The organism is Micromonospora sp. NPDC006431, from assembly GCF_042870725.1.
Taxonomy (GTDB): domain Bacteria; phylum Actinomycetota; class Actinomycetes; order Mycobacteriales; family Micromonosporaceae; genus Micromonospora.
The window spans coordinates 314,906-330,445 of sequence record NZ_JBIAHQ010000001.1 but is presented as its reverse complement, the minus strand read 5'-3'; the positions used below and the strand labels follow the sequence as shown (position 1 = coordinate 330,445).

Sequence of the window (15,540 nt, the reverse complement as noted above, 5' to 3'; positions counted from 1 at the left end):
CGGCTGGTCACGGGCGCCGGGCCAGGTCACGCATGGTGGGGGCCTGGCGGGACTGCCACTCGCGGAGCGCGTCCTTGATCCGGGCCGTTTCCGCCCGACTGCGGGCCACCTCGGCCTGCGCCGCGGCAAGATCGCCGGCGACGCGGTCGAGGAACGCGGCCACCTCGACCGGGTCGAGGCCGCGCCGCCGGGTGGCGAAGGTGCGGCTCCGCACCTGCCACGGCCGCAGCGGCAGGTACGACGTCGAGCGGTACGCGCCGGGCGGCGGTTGGTTGACCGGGCCGACGTTGCGGCGCTTCGACAGGGGCCGCAGGAAGTTACGCACGATGCTGATCCCTTCTCGACATCAGTGACCGAGGGGCGGAGGCAGCGGACCAGCCGAGCACCATTGATCAGCCGGCCCGCCCGTCCTGCCACCGCAGCCCTGGTCGGCGGTACGGCAGCAGGGCCGTTTCCTGGGCACGCCGGTCCCACCCGGCGTATGGGTACGCGGAGCTGGCACGACCGGTCCACACGACGGCGGTCCAGTCGTGCCAGCGACGGATGCCCGACGAGCGAGGCCGGTTGCCTACCAGGCTTTCCGCTGCGAGGCGTCCGTCCAGCAACATACAATGCAAAGCATTCAATGACAAGGAGTGGCCATGCTAAGCACGCGAAGTGTTGGCTGACGTGTATCACCCGTGGGAAGATCTTGGGGCCTACCAGGAGTTGCTGCCATGCCCCGAGTTTCCGACCGCCAGCGAATCGCACAGGACATCAGAGACAAGATCGCCTCGGGTGAGTACGCCCCAGGGGACAAGCTCCCGTCGCTGCGTGAGCTGATCGCGCACTACGGAGTCTCCGCTGAGCCGGTCCGCTCAGCGCTGTTGATCCTCCAGGCCGAGGGCTTGGTCGAGGGCCACCAGGGCAAGGGCATCTACGTAACCCCCCGAGACGCTGCCCCCTGATCTGGTCCGCTTGAGGTCCGTAGGCAGGTCAGGTAGCAGCCGGGATCGCGATCGTTGACGGCCACGCTGCACCATTATCGGCGAGTCGAGTCGCTCAGCTGCCGACGATCATGAGCGGGCCCGCGAACGTGATGGCGCAAACGATTCAGGTCCAAAGGACGCCACCACCACAGACCCCGGTCGCCGGAGCGCTGCCGGGACGAGCGCGGCCAAAAGGCCGAGCGGTCAGTCGCCGACCAGGACCACCCTGATCCAGCGGCGGGCGCCCACCGGGCCGACGGACAGGACCGTCTCGTCCGGGGCGCGGGCCGCGAGCGTGCCGTCAGCGAGCAGCGACAGGTAGTGCTCGGGGCCGACCGGCCAGCTGACCCGCTCGTACCGGCCGTCGACCACCACCCCCACGCCGTCCGGCCCGGTCACCGCCACCCGCCCAGCGCCGGCGGGGACCACCGAGTGGATCCGGTCCGGGTGGCCGTCGGCGCGCACCAACTGCCAGTTGCCCCGGTAGCGCCAGAGCGCCGGGAAGCCCGTCCGGTCCGGTCGCTCCCCGACCAGCCAGGCCTCGCCGTCGGGCGAGCGCATCACCCGCACCACACCGACCTCACCGTCGGGCGCCGGCACCTCCGTCCGCTGCCAGCGCCGTCCCTGGTCCGCGGAGACCGCGGCGTACGGCCTCCCGTCGCTCGCGCCGGCCGCCACCAGCAGATCCTCGACCTCGCGCACGGTGTTCACGGCCGGCAGTCCCGGCTGGGCGGCCAAGGGTCGCAGCCGGCGGCCGTCCCAGCGGGCCACCTGGCCGTCCTGCTCGGCCACCTGGAACTGGCCGTTGGCCCCCGACAGCACCGGCGACGGCGCGGTCCCCGGGTGGTGGGTGAAGGTGACGCCGCCGTCGGTCGAGGCGTACCAGCCGAACGGCTCGGCGGCGAGCACCAGCAGGCCCTTCGGGGCGTAGAGCTGCTGGTTGTCGGCGACCGGCCTGGGATGCGGCAGCGCCCGCCAGGACCGCCCACCGTCCCCGGTGCCGAAGAGCTGTGCCGGGCAGTCCCGGCCGGGCGGCCGGCCGTCGCAGGTGGCGAAGAGGGCGTACGCCTGGTCGGCGTCGACGAACTCGACGAACGGCGGGTCGTACCGGTCGGGGACGGCGACCTGCACGCGGCGTACCTCATCGACGTCGGCGACCGGCGGCGCGGTCGCCGACGGTCGGGGTGACGCGGAGGCCCGGTTCGGCGGTGGCCGGCGGACGTCGCCGATCGAGCAGGCCATCAGCACGGGCAGCAGCAGGAGGAGGACGACCAGGCGGCGGGATCTTGCCGAATCCATCCGAGCTCCAACCGGGTAACCTCGCCAGCGTGCGAGTACGTGTCGAACAGACTGCCTTACCGGGGATCGGCGTACGTCACGACCTGGTGACGGAATCGGGCCGCCGGGTCGGCGTGGTGTCCCACCGCAACGGCCGACGGGATCTCGTCCTCTACGACCCGGACGATCCCGACTCCTGTCAGGCCGACATCCCGCTGACGGACGACGAGGCGGAGGCGCTCGCCGACATCCTCGGCGCGTCGCTGATCCTCGGCCAGCTCTCCGGGCTGCGTGAGCAGGCCGCGGGGCTGCTCACCGAGCAGATCGCCATCCCGGCCGGCTCGAAGTACGTCAACAAGCGGCTGGGCGACACCAAGGCGCGTACCCGCACCAGCGCCTCCATCGTGGCGGTGCTACGGGACGGCGAGGTCATCGTCTCGCCGGACCCGACCTTCCGCTTCGCGGCCGGTGACGTCGTGGTCGTGGTGGGCAACCGCCAGGGCCTCGACGGGGTGAGCGCAATCCTTGCCGACACCGACCCGGACGGCTGACGCGGATGCACGAAACCACGATCCTGCTCATCGAGGTCGGCGCGCTGCTGCTGCTGCTCGGCCTGCTCGGCCGACTCAGTCGCCGGGTCGGCCTCTCACCCATCCCCCTCTACCTGCTCGCCGGGCTCGCCTTCGGCCACGGCGGCCTGCTGCCGCTCAACGCCAGCGAGGAGTTCTTCGCCGTCGGCGCGGAGATCGGCGTGATCCTGCTGCTGGTCATGCTCGGCCTGGAATACAGCGCCAACGAACTGGTGGGCAACCTCCGCTCGGCGGCCCCGGCCGGCCTGATCGACGCGGTGCTCAACGCGCTGCCCGGCTTCGCCTTCGCCCTGCTGCTCGGCTGGGGCTGGACCGCCGCCGTGGTGCTCGCCGGCGTCACCTGGGTCTCCTCGTCCGGGGTGATCGCCAAGGTCCTCGGCGACCTCGGCCGGATCGGTAACCGGGAAACCCCGGTGATCCTCTCCGTGCTGGTGATCGAGGACCTGGCAATGGCCCTCTACCTGCCGCTGCTCACCGCGCTGCTCGCCGGGGTCGGCCTGGTCAAGGGCGGCGTGGCGCTCGCCGTCGCGGTGCTCACCGTGGTCGTCGTGCTGGCCGTCGCCATCCGGTACGGCCACCTGATCTCAGCGGCGCTCTCCGCGAAGGACCCCGAGGCGCTGCTGCTCGGGGTGCTCGGCCTGACCCTGCTGGTCGCCGGCGTCGCGGCCAAGCTGCAGGTGTCCGCGGCGGTCGGGGCGTTCCTGGTCGGCATCGCCCTCTCCGGCCCGGTGGCGCACCACGCGACGGAGCTGCTCTCCCCGCTGCGGGACCTCTTCGCCGCGGTCTTCTTCGTGTTCTTCGGGCTGGTCACCAACCCGCTGGACATGCCCCCGGTGCTGCTGCCGGCGCTGGGGCTGGCCGTGGTCACCATGGGGACGAAGCTGCTCACCGGCTATCTGGCGGCCCGGCGGGCCGGGATCGCCGAGCCCGGTCGCTGGCGGGCCGGCTTCGCGCTCACCCCGCGCGGCGAGTTCTCCATCGTCATCGCCGGGCTCGCCGTCGCCGCCGCGCAACCGATCGAACCGAAGCTGGCGGCGCTCGCCACCGCGTACGTGCTGATCACCGTGGTGACCGGGCCGATGCTGGCCCGCCTGCCCGACCTGCCCTGGTTCAAGCGCTGGTTGCGTGAGCGCACCGCCGCCCGGCGGCCCGTCCCGGTCGGGGCGGCCGACTGACCCTGGTCGGGGCCGGGTCGACCGTACGGTGGACCCGGCCCGGCCAACGGTCGCCGAATTGGTTCCGGGAAGGTCTACCGCAGGTACGCGCAACCGCGTTACCGTGTCGCCCCAGCAGCCAGCGTCCGCGGGTGGCCGGTGCCCCCGCCAGCGGAAACGGAAGGTTGGCCGGTGAGCGTGCAGGAGTCAACGTTCCGCGGCTTCGCCAACCCCGTCGACCCCTCGCCGGCGGAGCTGCGGGCCTGGGCGTACCAGCCGGACTCCGTACCGCTGACCTCCATGCCCCCGGACTGGGACCTGCTGGTCGCCGGTGACCACCTGGTGCAGACGCTCTTCCAACTGGCCATGGACACGGCCTGCCCGGCCCGCCGGTTCGCCCTGCACTGCCTCTACATCTACGCCGCCGACGGCATCCGCACGAACTTCCGGGCCCACCCGAAGCGCCGCTTCCGCAAACTGGTCGAGCAGGCCGAGCGGACCGGGGACGAGCTGATGCGCAACTGGGCGCACAACAGCCGGGTGCTGCTCGCCCGGCCGGACCTCTTCGCCTACGGCGACTGGTGCGAGGGCGGCCTGGTGCGGGAGAACCGGCGGCTCTAGCCCTCTTTTCCTCTTGTGGTGGGGGTGTGGCCCTGGCACGGCGAACGGGCCGGGACCCCCCGTGGGTCCCGGTCCGCACGTCGACGGGTCGTCAGCTCGTCGATCCGCCCTGCTTCTTGCGCCGCTCGTCGAGCCTGGCCCGGTCGATGCCGTGGTCCAGCTGGTCAGCGAAGCGGCCTTCTTTGATCTTGTCGGTGAAGCGGCTCTCGGTTAACCGATCGAACCGCTCGCGGATGTTCACGGCCATCTTCTCCAGCCGGTCCTCCGCCTCCTGCGCCACCTTCTTCGCCGATTCCGTCATGGCTCCCCCTGCCAAGTTCGGAGTCCGGATTGAGTTGGTTGGGCCTGATTCACAGGTTAGCGGAGAGAGTGGCTGCCGGACGCGGAACAGCCACTCATCCCATTGATCTGCACGGAATGAGTGGCGACGGGCGGCGGAGCGCGGGATCAGCGGTCGCCGGTGCGGCGTGGCCGCCAGACGACCAGCGCCGTCGAGGTGCGGTTGGTGGGCACGAGGTCGCCACGGGACAACCGGCCCAGCGACTCCAGCTCGGCGATCCGCCGGTACGCGGCGTCCAGCTCCGCCTCCAGCCGGGCCACCCGCTGCTGGGCCTCCTCCAGCAGCCGTTCCAGGCCGATGATCCGCTTGACCCCGGCCAGGTTGATGCCGTCGTCCTGGCTGAGTCGCTGCACCTCGCGGAGCAGCACCACGTCCCGGACGCTGTACCGGCGGCCACCGCCGGACGCCCGGCCGGCCTGCACGAGGCCGAGCCGGTCGTACTGGCGCAGGGTCTGCGGGTGCATCCCCGCCATCCGGGCCGCCACCGAGATCATCAGGACCTTGGCCTCGTAGGCAGGGTCACCCGAGCCGACGAACTCCTGCGACATCCCCGCTCACCTCCGCTGCCTTCACCGGTCAACTGAACCGACGCACCCGGGCGTCGAGATGTTCCCGCGCGGCGGGCGGGGTCTGTTCCGCGAACGCCTCGAGCGCCGCCCGCGCCTCGTCCGACACCTTCGCCGGGACCACCACGTCGAGGGTGACCAGCAGGTCACCGGCGCGGCCGTCCTTGCGTACGACGCCCTTGCCCCGGGCCCGCAGCACCCGGCCGCTCGGAGTACCCGCCGGCACCCGCAGGGTCACCGTCCCGTCCAGGGTCGGTACGCGCAGGTCGGTGCCGAGCACCGCCTCCGCGAACGTGATCTGCACGGTCAGGGTCAGATCGTCCCCGGAGCGCCCGAACAGCTCGTCCGGGCGGACCTTCACGTGGACGAACAGGTCGCCCGCCGGGCCGCCCCGCTCACCCGGTTCGCCTCGGCCGGCCAGCCGGATGCGCTGGCCGTCGGCCACCCCGGCCGGAAAGCGCACGTTCAGCGTGCGGGTCTTGGTGACCCCGCCCGTGCCGTGGCACTCCGGGCACTTCTCCTCGACGATCGTGCCGACGCCCTGGCAGTTGCGGCACGGCTCGGAGAAGCTGAACGACCCCTGGTTGCGGGTGGTCACCCCGGCGCCTTGGCAGACCGGGCAGGCCACCGGCTGGGTGCCCGGCTTGGCGCCGTTGCCGTGGCAGGTGTCGCAGACCCCGGGGGCGCGCAGCGTCAGCGGCAGCGTGACGCCGCGTACCGCGTCCTCGAAGTCGAGCGCCACCTCGGCCTCGACGTCCCGGCCGCGCGCCGGGCCGCGAGCGCGGGCCGGACCGGCGCCGCCGCCCGAGAAGATCGAGCTGAACAGGTCGGTGAACCCGCCGCCACCGAACCGGGTGTCGGTGCCGCCGGCCGCGCCGCCGAACAGGTCGGAGACGTCGAAGGGCATGCCGCCCGGCTGGCCTCCGGCACTGGCGTGGCGCCGGAACGCGCCTGAGCCGAACAGCGACCGCATCTCGTCGTACTCGCGGCGCTTCTTCTCGTCGCCGAGCACGGCGTACGCCTCGGAGACGGCCTTGAACCGCTCCTCGGCCTTCGGGTCGCCGGGGTTGTGGTCCGGGTGCGACTCCCGGGCCAGCTTCCGGTACGACTTCTTGATCTCGTCAGAGGAGGCGGACTTCTCCACGCCCAGCACGGCGTAGTAGTCCTTCTCGATCCAGTCCTTGGAACTCACCCGTCCACCCCCTTCCACGGGACGTACCCCGGTCGTCCCGCCCGCCCGGTGCGGGCGGGCGGGACGTCACGGGTCGGCACTACTCGGGGTCGGCGACCGCGACCAGGGCCGGCCGCAGCAGCCGTTCGCCGAGCTGGTAACCCCGACGCATGACCTGCACGCAGGTCGGTTCGGTCACGTCGGCGGAGGTCTGGTGGGCCACCGCCTCGTGCCGGGTCGGATCGAACGGGTCGCCCTGCTCGCCGAACGCGGTCAGGCCGAACTTGCCCAGCGCCGTGGTGAGCTGCTCGGCCACCGAGCCGAACCCGCCCACCAGGTCGCCGTGCTCGCGGGCCCGGTCCAGGTCGTCGAGGATCGGCAGCAGCGCGGTCAGCACCGAGCCGGTCGCCTGCTCCTGGACCAGGGCGCGGTCCCGGTCGACCCGCTTGCGGTAGTTGGCGTACTCGGCCGACACCCGCTGCACATCCCGGGTCCGCTCGTCCAGCTCGGCCCGGAGCGCCTCCAGCTCGGCGCCGAGCGGCCCGCCCGGCTTGACGACCTCCTCGACCTCCTCGGTCGGCTCGGCCGGCGCGTCGACGACGGGCGGACCGGAGACCGGCGCCTCGGTCTCGATCTCGTCAACCACGACCTCGGTCTCCTCGACCAGCCCCTCGGCGGGCGCGTCGGCCGCGGCGTCCGCGGCTGCGGCGTCCGCCGCGGGCTGCTCGGTGGTCTTGCCGATTCTGCGCTTGTCTCGGATGACGATCCGCGGCTCGTCGCCGGCGCCCGGTCCGGCGCTGGCCGAGCCACCCGGCGCCGACCCGGTGGAGCCCGGGTCGGCCGCTCGTGGCTTCTCCGTCACTTCTTGTCCTCGTCCACGATCTCCGCGTCGACCACGTCGTCGGCGCCGCCGGCCTTCGCGCCACCCGTCGCACCGGTCGCACCGGCGCCCGGCCCGGCCGCGCCCGGCGCACCCTGCTCGCCCTGCTGCTGCGAGTAGAGCAGCGAGCCGGCCTGCTGGGAGACCTGGGCCAGCCGCTCGTGGGCCGCCTTGATCTTGTCGATGTCCTGGCCGCCGAGCGCGCTACGCAGCTCGCCGAGCGCCTCGTTGAGCTGGTCCCGGTTCTCGCTGGGCAGCTTGTCGCCGCTCTCGGCGAGGAACTTCTCGGTCTGCCACTGGAGCGCCTCGGCCACGTTGCGGGTCTCCGCCTCGTCGCGGCGCCGCTTGTCCTCCTCGGCGTGCTCCTCGGCGTCCCGGCGCATCCGCTCGATGTCGTCCTTCGGCAGCGAGGAGCCGCCGGTGATCGTCATCTTCTGCTCCTTGCCGGTGCCCAGGTCCTTGGCGTGCACGTTGACGATGCCGTTGGCGTCGATGTCGAAGGTGACCTCGATCTGCGGCACGCCGCGCGGCGCCGGCGGGAGGCCGGTCAGCTCGAAGGTGCCGAGCTTCTTGTTGTAGGCCGCGATGTCCCGCTCGCCCTGGAACACCTGGATCAGCACCGACGGCTGGTTGTCGTCCGCAGTGGTGAAGACCTCGGAGCGCTTGGTCGGGATGGTGGTGTTGCGCTCGATCAGCTTGGTGAAGATGCCGCCCTTGGTCTCGATGCCCAGGCTCAGCGGGGTCACGTCGAGCAGCAGGACGTCCTTCACCTCACCCTTGAGCACACCGGCCTGCAGGGCGGCGCCGACGGCGACGACCTCGTCCGGGTTCACGCCCTTGTTGGGCTCCTTGCCGGTGAGCTGCTTGACCAGGTCGGTCACGGCCGGCATCCGGGTCGAGCCGCCGACCAGGATGACGTGCTCGACGTCCGAGACCTTGATCCCGGCGTCCTTCACGGCCTGCTCGAACGGGCCCTTGCAGCGGTCCAGCAGATCCTGCGTCATCCGCTGGAACTCGGCGCGGCTCAGGGTCACGTCGAGGTGCAGCGGGCCGGCGGAACCGGCGGTGATGTACGGCAGGTTGATGTTGGTGGTGGTGGCGGCGGACAGCTCGATCTTGGCCTTCTCGGCCGCCTCCCTGAGCCGCTGCATCGCCATCTTGTCCTGGGACAGGTCGATGCCGTGCTCGCCACGGAAGGTCTTCACCAGGTGGTCGATGATCCGCTGGTCCCAGTCGTCACCACCGAGGTGGTTGTCACCGCTGGTGGACTTGACCTCGATGACGCCCTCGGCCAGCTCGAGCAGTGAGACGTCGAAGGTGCCGCCACCCAGGTCGAAGACCAGAACGGTCTGCTCCTTGGAGCCCTTGTCCAGGCCGTACGCCAGGGCGGCCGCGGTCGGCTCGTTGACGATCCGCAGCACGTTGAAGCCGGCGATCTCACCGGCCTCCTTGGTGGCCTGGCGCTGCCCGTCGTTGAAGTAGGCGGGGACGGTGATCACCGCGTCGGTGATCTGCTCGCCCAGGTACGCCTCGGCGTCCCGCTTGAGCTTCATCAGCGTGCGGGCCGAGATCTCCTGCGGGGTGTACTTCTTGCCGTCGATGTCGACGGTCCAGTTGGTGCCGATCTCCCGCTTGACCGAGCGGATGGTCCGGTCGGGGTTGGTCACCGCCTGGCGCTTGGCGACCTCACCGACGAGCACCTCCCCGTTGCGGGCGAACGCGACGATCGAGGGGGTCGTCCGCGAGCCCTCAGCGTTGGCGATGACGGTGGGCTCACCGCCCTCGAGAACGCTGACGCAGGAGTTCGTCGTGCCGAGGTCGATGCCGACCGCACGTGCCATGTTCGCTTCCTCGCTTCGTAACGGTGAGCAGGTCAGGGGCCTCGCCCCCGAGCTGCCCGGCGGGTCGCCCGCAGCGACCGCACCACAAGTTGAGTGGACCGGACTCAATAGTGCCACGCGGCCGGCAAACCGCAAGTCGAGGTTGAGTCGACCCGACGCAACCTGACCGTTATTACTGTCCGGTTGTCTTCCCTTGCATCGGTCGGGCACGCTTTAGCGGTGACGACGCATGGCGATTCCGCCACCCATTCCGGCACGCCCGCCGTCGCAGCCCGCTCCGGACTCGACGTCGGGGAGGACCCGCCCGCCACCGGCGCCGAGGGCCTGCCCGCCGCGCTCGCCGGCCTGCGGGCCGCGATCGGGGCGGCGCGGTTCCCGCTCACCCTGCCCTCGGCGGAGCCGGCCCGGCGCGCCGCCGCCGGCCTCACCGACCAGCTTGACGACTATCTGCTGCCCCGGCTCGCCCGGCTCGACGCCCCGCTGCTGGTGGTGGTCGGCGGCTCGACCGGCGCCGGCAAGTCGACCCTGGTCAACAGCCTCGTCCAAGCGCGGGTGAGCGCCGCCGGGGTGCTCCGCCCCACCACTCGCTCGCCGGTGCTGGTCTGCAACCCGGCCGACGCCGCGTGGTTCCGCCGGGGCGACCTGCTGCCGGGCCTGACCCGGACCAACGAGCCGAGCGAGCACCCGGGCACGCTGCACCTGGTCACCGCGCCCGCGCTGCCGGCCGGGCTGGCCTTCCTCGACGCGCCCGACATCGACTCGGTGGTCGACGCCAACCGGGCGCTCGCCGGGCAGCTCCTGGCCGCCGCCGACCTCTGGCTCTTCGTCACCACCGCCGCCCGGTACGCCGACGCCGTCCCCTGGGAGCTGCTGCGCGGCGCCCGGGCCCGCGGCACGGTGATCGCCATGGTCCTGGACCGGGTGCCGCCGGAGGCGGCCGACGAGATCGCCGCCCACCTGTCGGAGATGCTCGCCGCCCAGGGCCTCGACGCCGCGCCGCTCTTCGTACTGCCGGAGACCTGGGTCGACGGGCAGGGGCTGCTCCCCGACAAGGTCACCGCCCCGCTGAGCGCCTGGTTCGCCCGGCTCGCGGCGGACGCCGAGGCCCGCTCCGCCGTCGTCCGGCACACCCTGGACGGCGCGCTGGCCGCCCTGCACCCCGCCGTGGAGGGGCTGGCCGACGCCGCCGACGAGCAGGTGGCCGCCGCCGACGCGCTGGACGAGCGGGTGCGGGCGGCCTACCGGGGGGCGGAGCGGACCGTCGCGGAGGGGCTCAAGGACGGCCGGCTGCTCCGCGGCGAGGTGCTGGCCCGCTGGCAGGAGTTCGTCGGCACGGGCGAGTTCTTCCGCACCCTGGAAGCCCGGATCAGCCGGCTGCGCGACCGGGTGGTGGGCAGGTTCACCGGGCGTCCGGCCCCGGCCGCCGAGTTGCGGACGGCCATCGAGTCCCAGCTCGTGACGCTGCTGCGCGGGGTGGCCGCCGAGGCGGCGGAGCACGCGTACACCGGGTGGAAGGCGCACCCCGCCGGTGCGGCGCTGCTCGAACCGGAGCTGGCCCACGCCTCGGCCGACCTGCCCGCGCGCGCCGAGCGACTCGTCCGCGACTGGCAGCGCGGGGTGCTGGAGCTGGTCCGGGCCGAGGGCGGGGACCGCCGCTTCGTGGCCCGCACGGCCGCGTACGCGGTCAACGCCACCGGGCTGGCGGTCATGATCGGGGTGTTCGCCTCCACCGCCTTCATCCCGACCGGGCTGGAGGTCGCCACCGGCGCCGGCACCGCGGTCGCCGGGCAGGCGGTCCTGCAGGCGATCTTCGGGGACCAGGCGGTCCGGAACCTGGCGACCAAGGCCCGGGCGGACCTGCTCGACCGGATCGGCACGCTGCTGGCGGAGGAGGCGGCCCGGTTCCTCGCCCGCACCGAGGCGGCCCGCCCGGGCGTCGAGGCCGGCGCCGACCTGAGCCGGGCGGCCAACGAGGTGGAGAAGGCCCGGCACCGCAGCGGCCTGACCCGTGCGGACGGGCCGGTGCTGCCCGCCGTCGACCAGGGTGGCCACCGGTGAGCACGCCGACCACAGGCCGGGCCGGGGCCCGGGCGGGACGCCGCTCGGCCGGGTGGGCCGGAGACGAAGGTGGGCCGAGGTGAGCAACATCGTCGGTCGGATGCGCGAGGCGTTCCGCGGCGACCAGCGGGTCGACCCGGACGTCCTGGTCACGCGCCTGCAGGCGGTCCAACGCTTCCTCGAGGCGGTGGACGGCCAGGTGCCCGACTCCCAACTGGTCACCGCGCACACCGTGGTCGAACGGGCCGGCACCCGGCTCGCGCTGTCCGGGCACCACACCGTGGTCGCCCTGGCCGGGGCGACCGGCAGCGGCAAGTCGAGCCTGTTCAACGCCCTCGCCCGGCTGGACCTCTCGCCGGTCGGCGTACGCCGGCCGACCACCGGGGTCGCGCACGCCTGCGTCTGGGGGCCGCTGGACGGCGCGGCCCGGCTGCTCGACTGGATCGGGGTGCTGCCCCGGCACCGGTTCGTCCGGGAGAGCGCCCTCGACGGCGACGACGAGTCGGCCCTGCACGGCCTGGTCCTGCTGGACCTGCCCGACTTCGACTCGGTGCAGCGCGCCCACCGGCTGGAGGTGGACCGGCTGCTCGGCCTGGTCGACCTGGTCGTCTGGGTGGTCGACCCGCAGAAGTACGCGGACCGCGTGATCCACACCAGCTACCTGCGCGAGTTCCACCGGCACAAGGACGTGACGGTGGTGGTGCTCAACCAGGCCGACCGGCTGCCCCCGGCCGAGCTGCCCCGGGTCCTCGGTGACCTGCGCCGGCTGCTCGACGCCGACGGGCTGACCGGGGTGCCGCTGCTGCCCACCGTGGCGGTGGACCCGGCCAGCCTGGACGGGCTCCGCGCCGAGCTGGAGAAGACGGTCGCCGAACGGCAGGCCGCCCTACGCCGGCTGACCGGCGACGTGGACGCGGTGGTGGCCGGGCTGGCGGAACTGGTGGGGCCGGAGCCGCCACGCACCGGCCCGGACGACCGCTCGACGAAGGAGCTCACCGCAGCGCTGGCCGGGGCGGCCGGGGTGCCGACGGTGGCCGAGGCGGTCGAGGCGGCGTACCGGCACCGGGCCGGCGGGACGACCGGCTGGCCGCTGGTCCGCGGCTGGCGGAGGCTCCGGCCGGACCCGCTGCGCCGGCTGCACCTGCCCGGCGGGGACGCCGCCGCGCCGGCGGAGAGCCTGGTCGCGGCGACCTCCGTACCCGATGCCACCGCCGCACAGCGTTCGGCGCTCAACCTGGCCGTCCGCGCGGTGGCCGACCGTTCCGCCGCGGACCTGCCGGCGCCCTGGCCGGCCGCGCTGACCGCCGCAGCCCGGTCCCGGCTGGCCGACCTGCCGGACGCGCTGGACCAGGCGGTCGCCGCGACCGACCTGGGGATGGCCCGACGACCCACCTGGTGGCGGGTGGTGGGCGGCCTCCAGTGGCTGGTCACCCTCGCCGCGCTGGCCGGGCTGGGCTGGCTGGTGCTGGGTTACGCGCTGCGCGCGCTGGGCCTGCCGGCGCTGGAGCAGCCGAGGCTCGGCGAGGTGCCCTGGCCGACCGTGCTGCTTCTCGGCGGCCTGCTCACCGGGCTGCTGCTGGCGGCGCTGAGCCGGCCGGTGATCCGGTGGGCTGCCGGGCGCGCCCGGCAGCGGGCCGAGGGGCGGCTGCTGACCTCGGTGGGCCGGGTCGGCGAGAAGTACGTGCTGGACCCGGTCTGGGCGGTGCTGGGCCGCTACGCCGAGGCCCGGGAGGCGCTGCAGGACGCCACCCGGCGCTGAGCCCGGGCGCGCTGGACCGTGTCCGGACCGGCCGACCGGCGTAGGGTCGGTGCATGGCCACGCCACAGACCCCCTACGAGGCGGTGCTGCACGCCGCTCGCGACGTGACGAGGCTCGACTCCGCCCTCGACGCCGAGATGCTCGGCGCCGCGCTGCTGGGCAGCGTCTACGCCGTGGCGGAGTCCGACCGGGAGACCGCCGTCCGCGAGTTCGTGGCCGGCTTCCTGGCCGCCACGTCCCGCCGCCGCAGCGCCGCCGCCACCACGATCCGCGCAGTCTTCGCCGCGCTGGTACCGGACGCCGAGGGCGCCACCCGGGTACGCCCCGGCGCGTACGCCCCGGACTGGGCCGGACAGCTCGGGCGGGTGCACCTCACCGGCGCCTGGGCGTACGGGGACGTGTACGGCGACCAGACCTCCTACCTGGCCACCTTCGCGTACGACGACGCCGAGGGCGGCCCGGAGCACGCCCTGGTTGCCCTGGTCGACCACAACATCGGCATCACCAAGGACGTCTTCGTCGGCGGTCCCGCCGGGCGGATCGTCGAGCAGGCCCGCCAGATCTGCACCGAGGACGAGCTGACCTGGTTCCGTACCGAGGACCCGGCCCGGATGCACGCGGAGGTGCGCCGACACCTCGCGGTCACCGACGACCTCGGGGAGCTGCCCGCCCAGGGTTCCCTGGCCACCGACCGGGCGCTGGTCGGCGCGCGGTTGGCCGTCCTGCCGGGCCCGGCCCGGGCCGGCGTCGGGGACGTCCCGCCGCCCACCGACGCGGAACGGACCCGGCTGGTGCGGGCCTTCCTCGCCGCGCCGGAAGCCGCCCGGTTCGGCCTGGACACGGTGGCCGACGCGGAGCTGGCCTCGCTGCACTTCTGCCTGGGCCTGCTGCTCGACCATGCGGCCAGCTTCCCGGACGCCGACCCGATGCGTTGGAGCCCGACGGTGGCCGAGCTGTTCCTGCTGGACTGGGTGCACCGCCGGGCCGTGCTGGACATGGACGACGCGGCGATGCTGCCTCGGGTGCTGCGCGGCTGGGCGGCGTACGCGGCCCGCCAGCGGGGCCTGCCGGCGGCGGCGGTCCGGCGGACGGACGAGGCGATCGAGGAGATGGTCCCGGAGTTCGCCCGGCTCTACACCACCGGGGAGCGGCGCAGCCCCGCCACCGCCGCGGTCGCCCAGCTCATGGCGGACGGCGTCGACCCCGACGATCCGGCCGCCCTGGACGCCTGGATCGAGGCCAACCGGCATCGCCTCACCGACGACCCGGCCTGAGGCGGCCGGCGGGGCACCCGCACGCGATCGCGCAGATTCCCAGAAGGAGTGGCCTTCCGCACGGGAGGCCACTCCTTCTGGGAATCAGGCTGCTCCGGTACGCAGCCGGTGGGTGGCCGGCACGGTGGCGCTCGGGCCCGGTTCGGCGGTGGGGCGGAGGGTCGGCCTGGGCGTCTCCTCGGGCGGCGCGCAGGTCGGCGGCGGCGAGTTGTCCGGTGACGCGGTCGCGCTGGGCTGCGCGCTCGGGGTGGTGGAGGGATCGGTCGCCGGCCCGGAGAGGGTGCTGGTCGGCTCGGCCGTGGGGCTCGGCGTCGGGTCCGGCGTGGCCGGGTCGGAGGCCGACGGCGAGGGTGACGGGACCGGCGACGGGCGCGACGGGATGGTCGGCCTGGGGCGGCTGGGCACCTTCGCGGGTGCGGTCGGCCGGGGCCGCCGGCGCGAGCCCAGGTCGGCGTCGTCGGGCAGGGCCGGGGCGGCGGCGAGGGCCGGCAGACTGGCGGCGTCGGCCACGGGCGTCCGGGTGGGGACGACCGGGGGCTGGGTGCCCTGGATGACCACCGGGCCGACCGAGGGGGTCGGGATGAACGGGGTGCTGCTGTCCGGGAGGGCGCTGTTGCCCACGGTCGCCGACCCGGCGCTGATCGCGGCCAGGATCGGCATGGACGCGGTGCCGGCGAGCAACGCGACGGTGAAGAGATAGCCCCGGCTCGGGGAGTTCAGGCCGGGTGCGCGGTGGGCCCCGACCACCCGGCGGTACGCGGCCCGGGGCGACGCGCGGTGGTGGCCGAGGAGCGGGGCACCGGGACCCTCTGCTGGCTGGGACACCGCACACTCCTCGTACGTCGACACGGCGGCATGCTCATCCGAGTTGGACAAAGGCCATCAAACGCCTCGTCATGGAACACCAGTCAGCTTGAACCAGCAACCCTGAGTTCACCAGCCATCACCGCGTGTCGACACACCCGGTGTCCGTCGACTCGTGAGAACTTGCGCGACAAAAAACCCATGCGTCGCGAACCAGACCGAACGTCACCGGCGGG

At 73.5% G+C, this 15,540-nt stretch carries 15 protein-coding genes; 7 read left to right on the top strand and 8 right to left on the bottom strand.

Annotation, left to right across the window (positions count from 1 at the left end; genetic code table 11):
• Positions 1-7 precede the first annotated feature (7 nt).
• Positions 8-325 (bottom strand): DivIVA domain-containing protein, encoded by a 318-nt coding sequence (locus ACFYM6_RS01630; protein WP_387271227.1) that lies wholly within the window; start codon positions 323-325, stop codon positions 8-10.
• Positions 326-716: 391 nt separating this feature from the next.
• On the opposite strand from ACFYM6_RS01630, the gene ACFYM6_RS01625 reads away from it, so the two are divergent.
• Complete coding sequence (locus tag ACFYM6_RS01625) at positions 717-947, top strand: winged helix-turn-helix domain-containing protein (RefSeq protein ID WP_387271225.1); 231 nt, start codon at positions 717-719, stop codon at positions 945-947.
• Positions 948-1,172: 225 nt separating this feature from the next.
• Here ACFYM6_RS01625 and ACFYM6_RS01620 read toward each other — a convergent pair whose 3' ends face one another.
• Entirely contained in the window at positions 1,173-2,267 is a 1,095-nt protein-coding gene (locus ACFYM6_RS01620) for a hypothetical protein (RefSeq protein ID WP_387271223.1), read from the bottom strand.
• 29 nt (positions 2,268-2,296) lie between these two features.
• Here ACFYM6_RS01620 and ACFYM6_RS01615 point away from each other — a divergent pair, with 29 nt between their 5' ends.
• The 3 genes from ACFYM6_RS01615 to ACFYM6_RS01605 all read left to right on the top strand — a co-directional run bounded on the left by ACFYM6_RS01615 (position 2,297) and on the right by ACFYM6_RS01605 (position 4,611).
• Positions 2,297-2,797 (top strand): cation:proton antiporter regulatory subunit, encoded by a 501-nt coding sequence (locus ACFYM6_RS01615; RefSeq protein WP_387271221.1) that lies wholly within the window; start codon positions 2,297-2,299, stop codon positions 2,795-2,797.
• A gap of 5 nt (positions 2,798-2,802) precedes the next feature.
• Entirely contained in the window at positions 2,803-4,011 is a 1,209-nt protein-coding gene (locus ACFYM6_RS01610; RefSeq protein ID WP_387271219.1) for a cation:proton antiporter, read from the top strand.
• 171 nt (positions 4,012-4,182) lie between these two features.
• Positions 4,183-4,611 (top strand): hypothetical protein, encoded by a 429-nt coding sequence (locus tag ACFYM6_RS01605; RefSeq protein ID WP_387271217.1) that lies wholly within the window; start codon positions 4,183-4,185, stop codon positions 4,609-4,611.
• Positions 4,612-4,702: 91 nt separating this feature from the next.
• Here the strand turns inward: ACFYM6_RS01605 and ACFYM6_RS01600 are convergent, their stop codons facing one another.
• The 5 genes from ACFYM6_RS01600 to dnaK all read right to left on the bottom strand — a co-directional run bounded on the left by ACFYM6_RS01600 (position 4,703) and on the right by dnaK (position 9,409).
• Complete coding sequence (locus ACFYM6_RS01600) at positions 4,703-4,912, bottom strand: hypothetical protein (RefSeq protein WP_387271215.1); 210 nt, start codon at positions 4,910-4,912, stop codon at positions 4,703-4,705.
• Positions 4,913-5,058: 146 nt separating this feature from the next.
• The gene (locus tag ACFYM6_RS01595; RefSeq protein WP_387271213.1) at positions 5,059-5,499 is read right to left on the bottom strand and encodes a heat shock protein transcriptional repressor HspR; all 441 of its coding nucleotides are present in this window, start codon (positions 5,497-5,499) and stop codon (positions 5,059-5,061) included.
• A gap of 28 nt (positions 5,500-5,527) precedes the next feature.
• Positions 5,528-6,709: a molecular chaperone DnaJ gene (gene dnaJ / locus ACFYM6_RS01590; RefSeq protein WP_387271211.1), complete on the bottom strand. Its 1,182-nt coding sequence runs from the start codon at positions 6,707-6,709 to the stop codon at positions 5,528-5,530.
• A 79-nt stretch (positions 6,710-6,788) separates the two neighbouring features.
• Positions 6,789-7,550, bottom strand: a complete 762-nt coding sequence (gene grpE / locus ACFYM6_RS01585) for a nucleotide exchange factor GrpE (protein ID WP_357434537.1) — start codon at positions 7,548-7,550, stop codon at positions 6,789-6,791.
• Positions 7,547-9,409 carry a molecular chaperone DnaK gene (dnaK, locus tag ACFYM6_RS01580; RefSeq protein ID WP_357434536.1) on the bottom strand — a complete coding sequence of 621 codons (1,863 nt, stop codon included), beginning with the start codon at positions 9,407-9,409 and terminating at the stop codon, positions 7,547-7,549. The genes grpE and dnaK overlap by 4 nt, the downstream gene beginning before the upstream one ends.
• A 219-nt stretch (positions 9,410-9,628) precedes the next feature.
• Between dnaK and ACFYM6_RS01575 the strand changes: the two genes are divergently transcribed.
• The 3 genes from ACFYM6_RS01575 to ACFYM6_RS01565 all read left to right on the top strand — a co-directional run bounded on the left by ACFYM6_RS01575 (position 9,629) and on the right by ACFYM6_RS01565 (position 14,500).
• Positions 9,629-11,467 (top strand): ABC transporter, encoded by a 1,839-nt coding sequence (locus tag ACFYM6_RS01575; RefSeq protein ID WP_387271209.1) that lies wholly within the window; start codon positions 9,629-9,631, stop codon positions 11,465-11,467.
• Positions 11,468-11,567: 100 nt separating this feature from the next.
• Positions 11,568-13,226 (top strand): GTPase, encoded by a 1,659-nt coding sequence (locus ACFYM6_RS01570; RefSeq protein WP_387271839.1) that lies wholly within the window; start codon positions 11,568-11,570, stop codon positions 13,224-13,226.
• 53 nt (positions 13,227-13,279) lie between these two features.
• Positions 13,280-14,500, top strand: a complete 1,221-nt coding sequence (locus ACFYM6_RS01565; protein WP_387271207.1) for a hypothetical protein — start codon at positions 13,280-13,282, stop codon at positions 14,498-14,500.
• Positions 14,501-14,584: 84 nt separating this feature from the next.
• Here the strand turns inward: ACFYM6_RS01565 and ACFYM6_RS01560 are convergent, their stop codons facing one another.
• Positions 14,585-15,325, bottom strand: a complete 741-nt coding sequence (locus ACFYM6_RS01560) for a hypothetical protein (protein WP_387271206.1) — start codon at positions 15,323-15,325, stop codon at positions 14,585-14,587.
• Positions 15,326-15,540 lie beyond the last annotated feature (215 nt).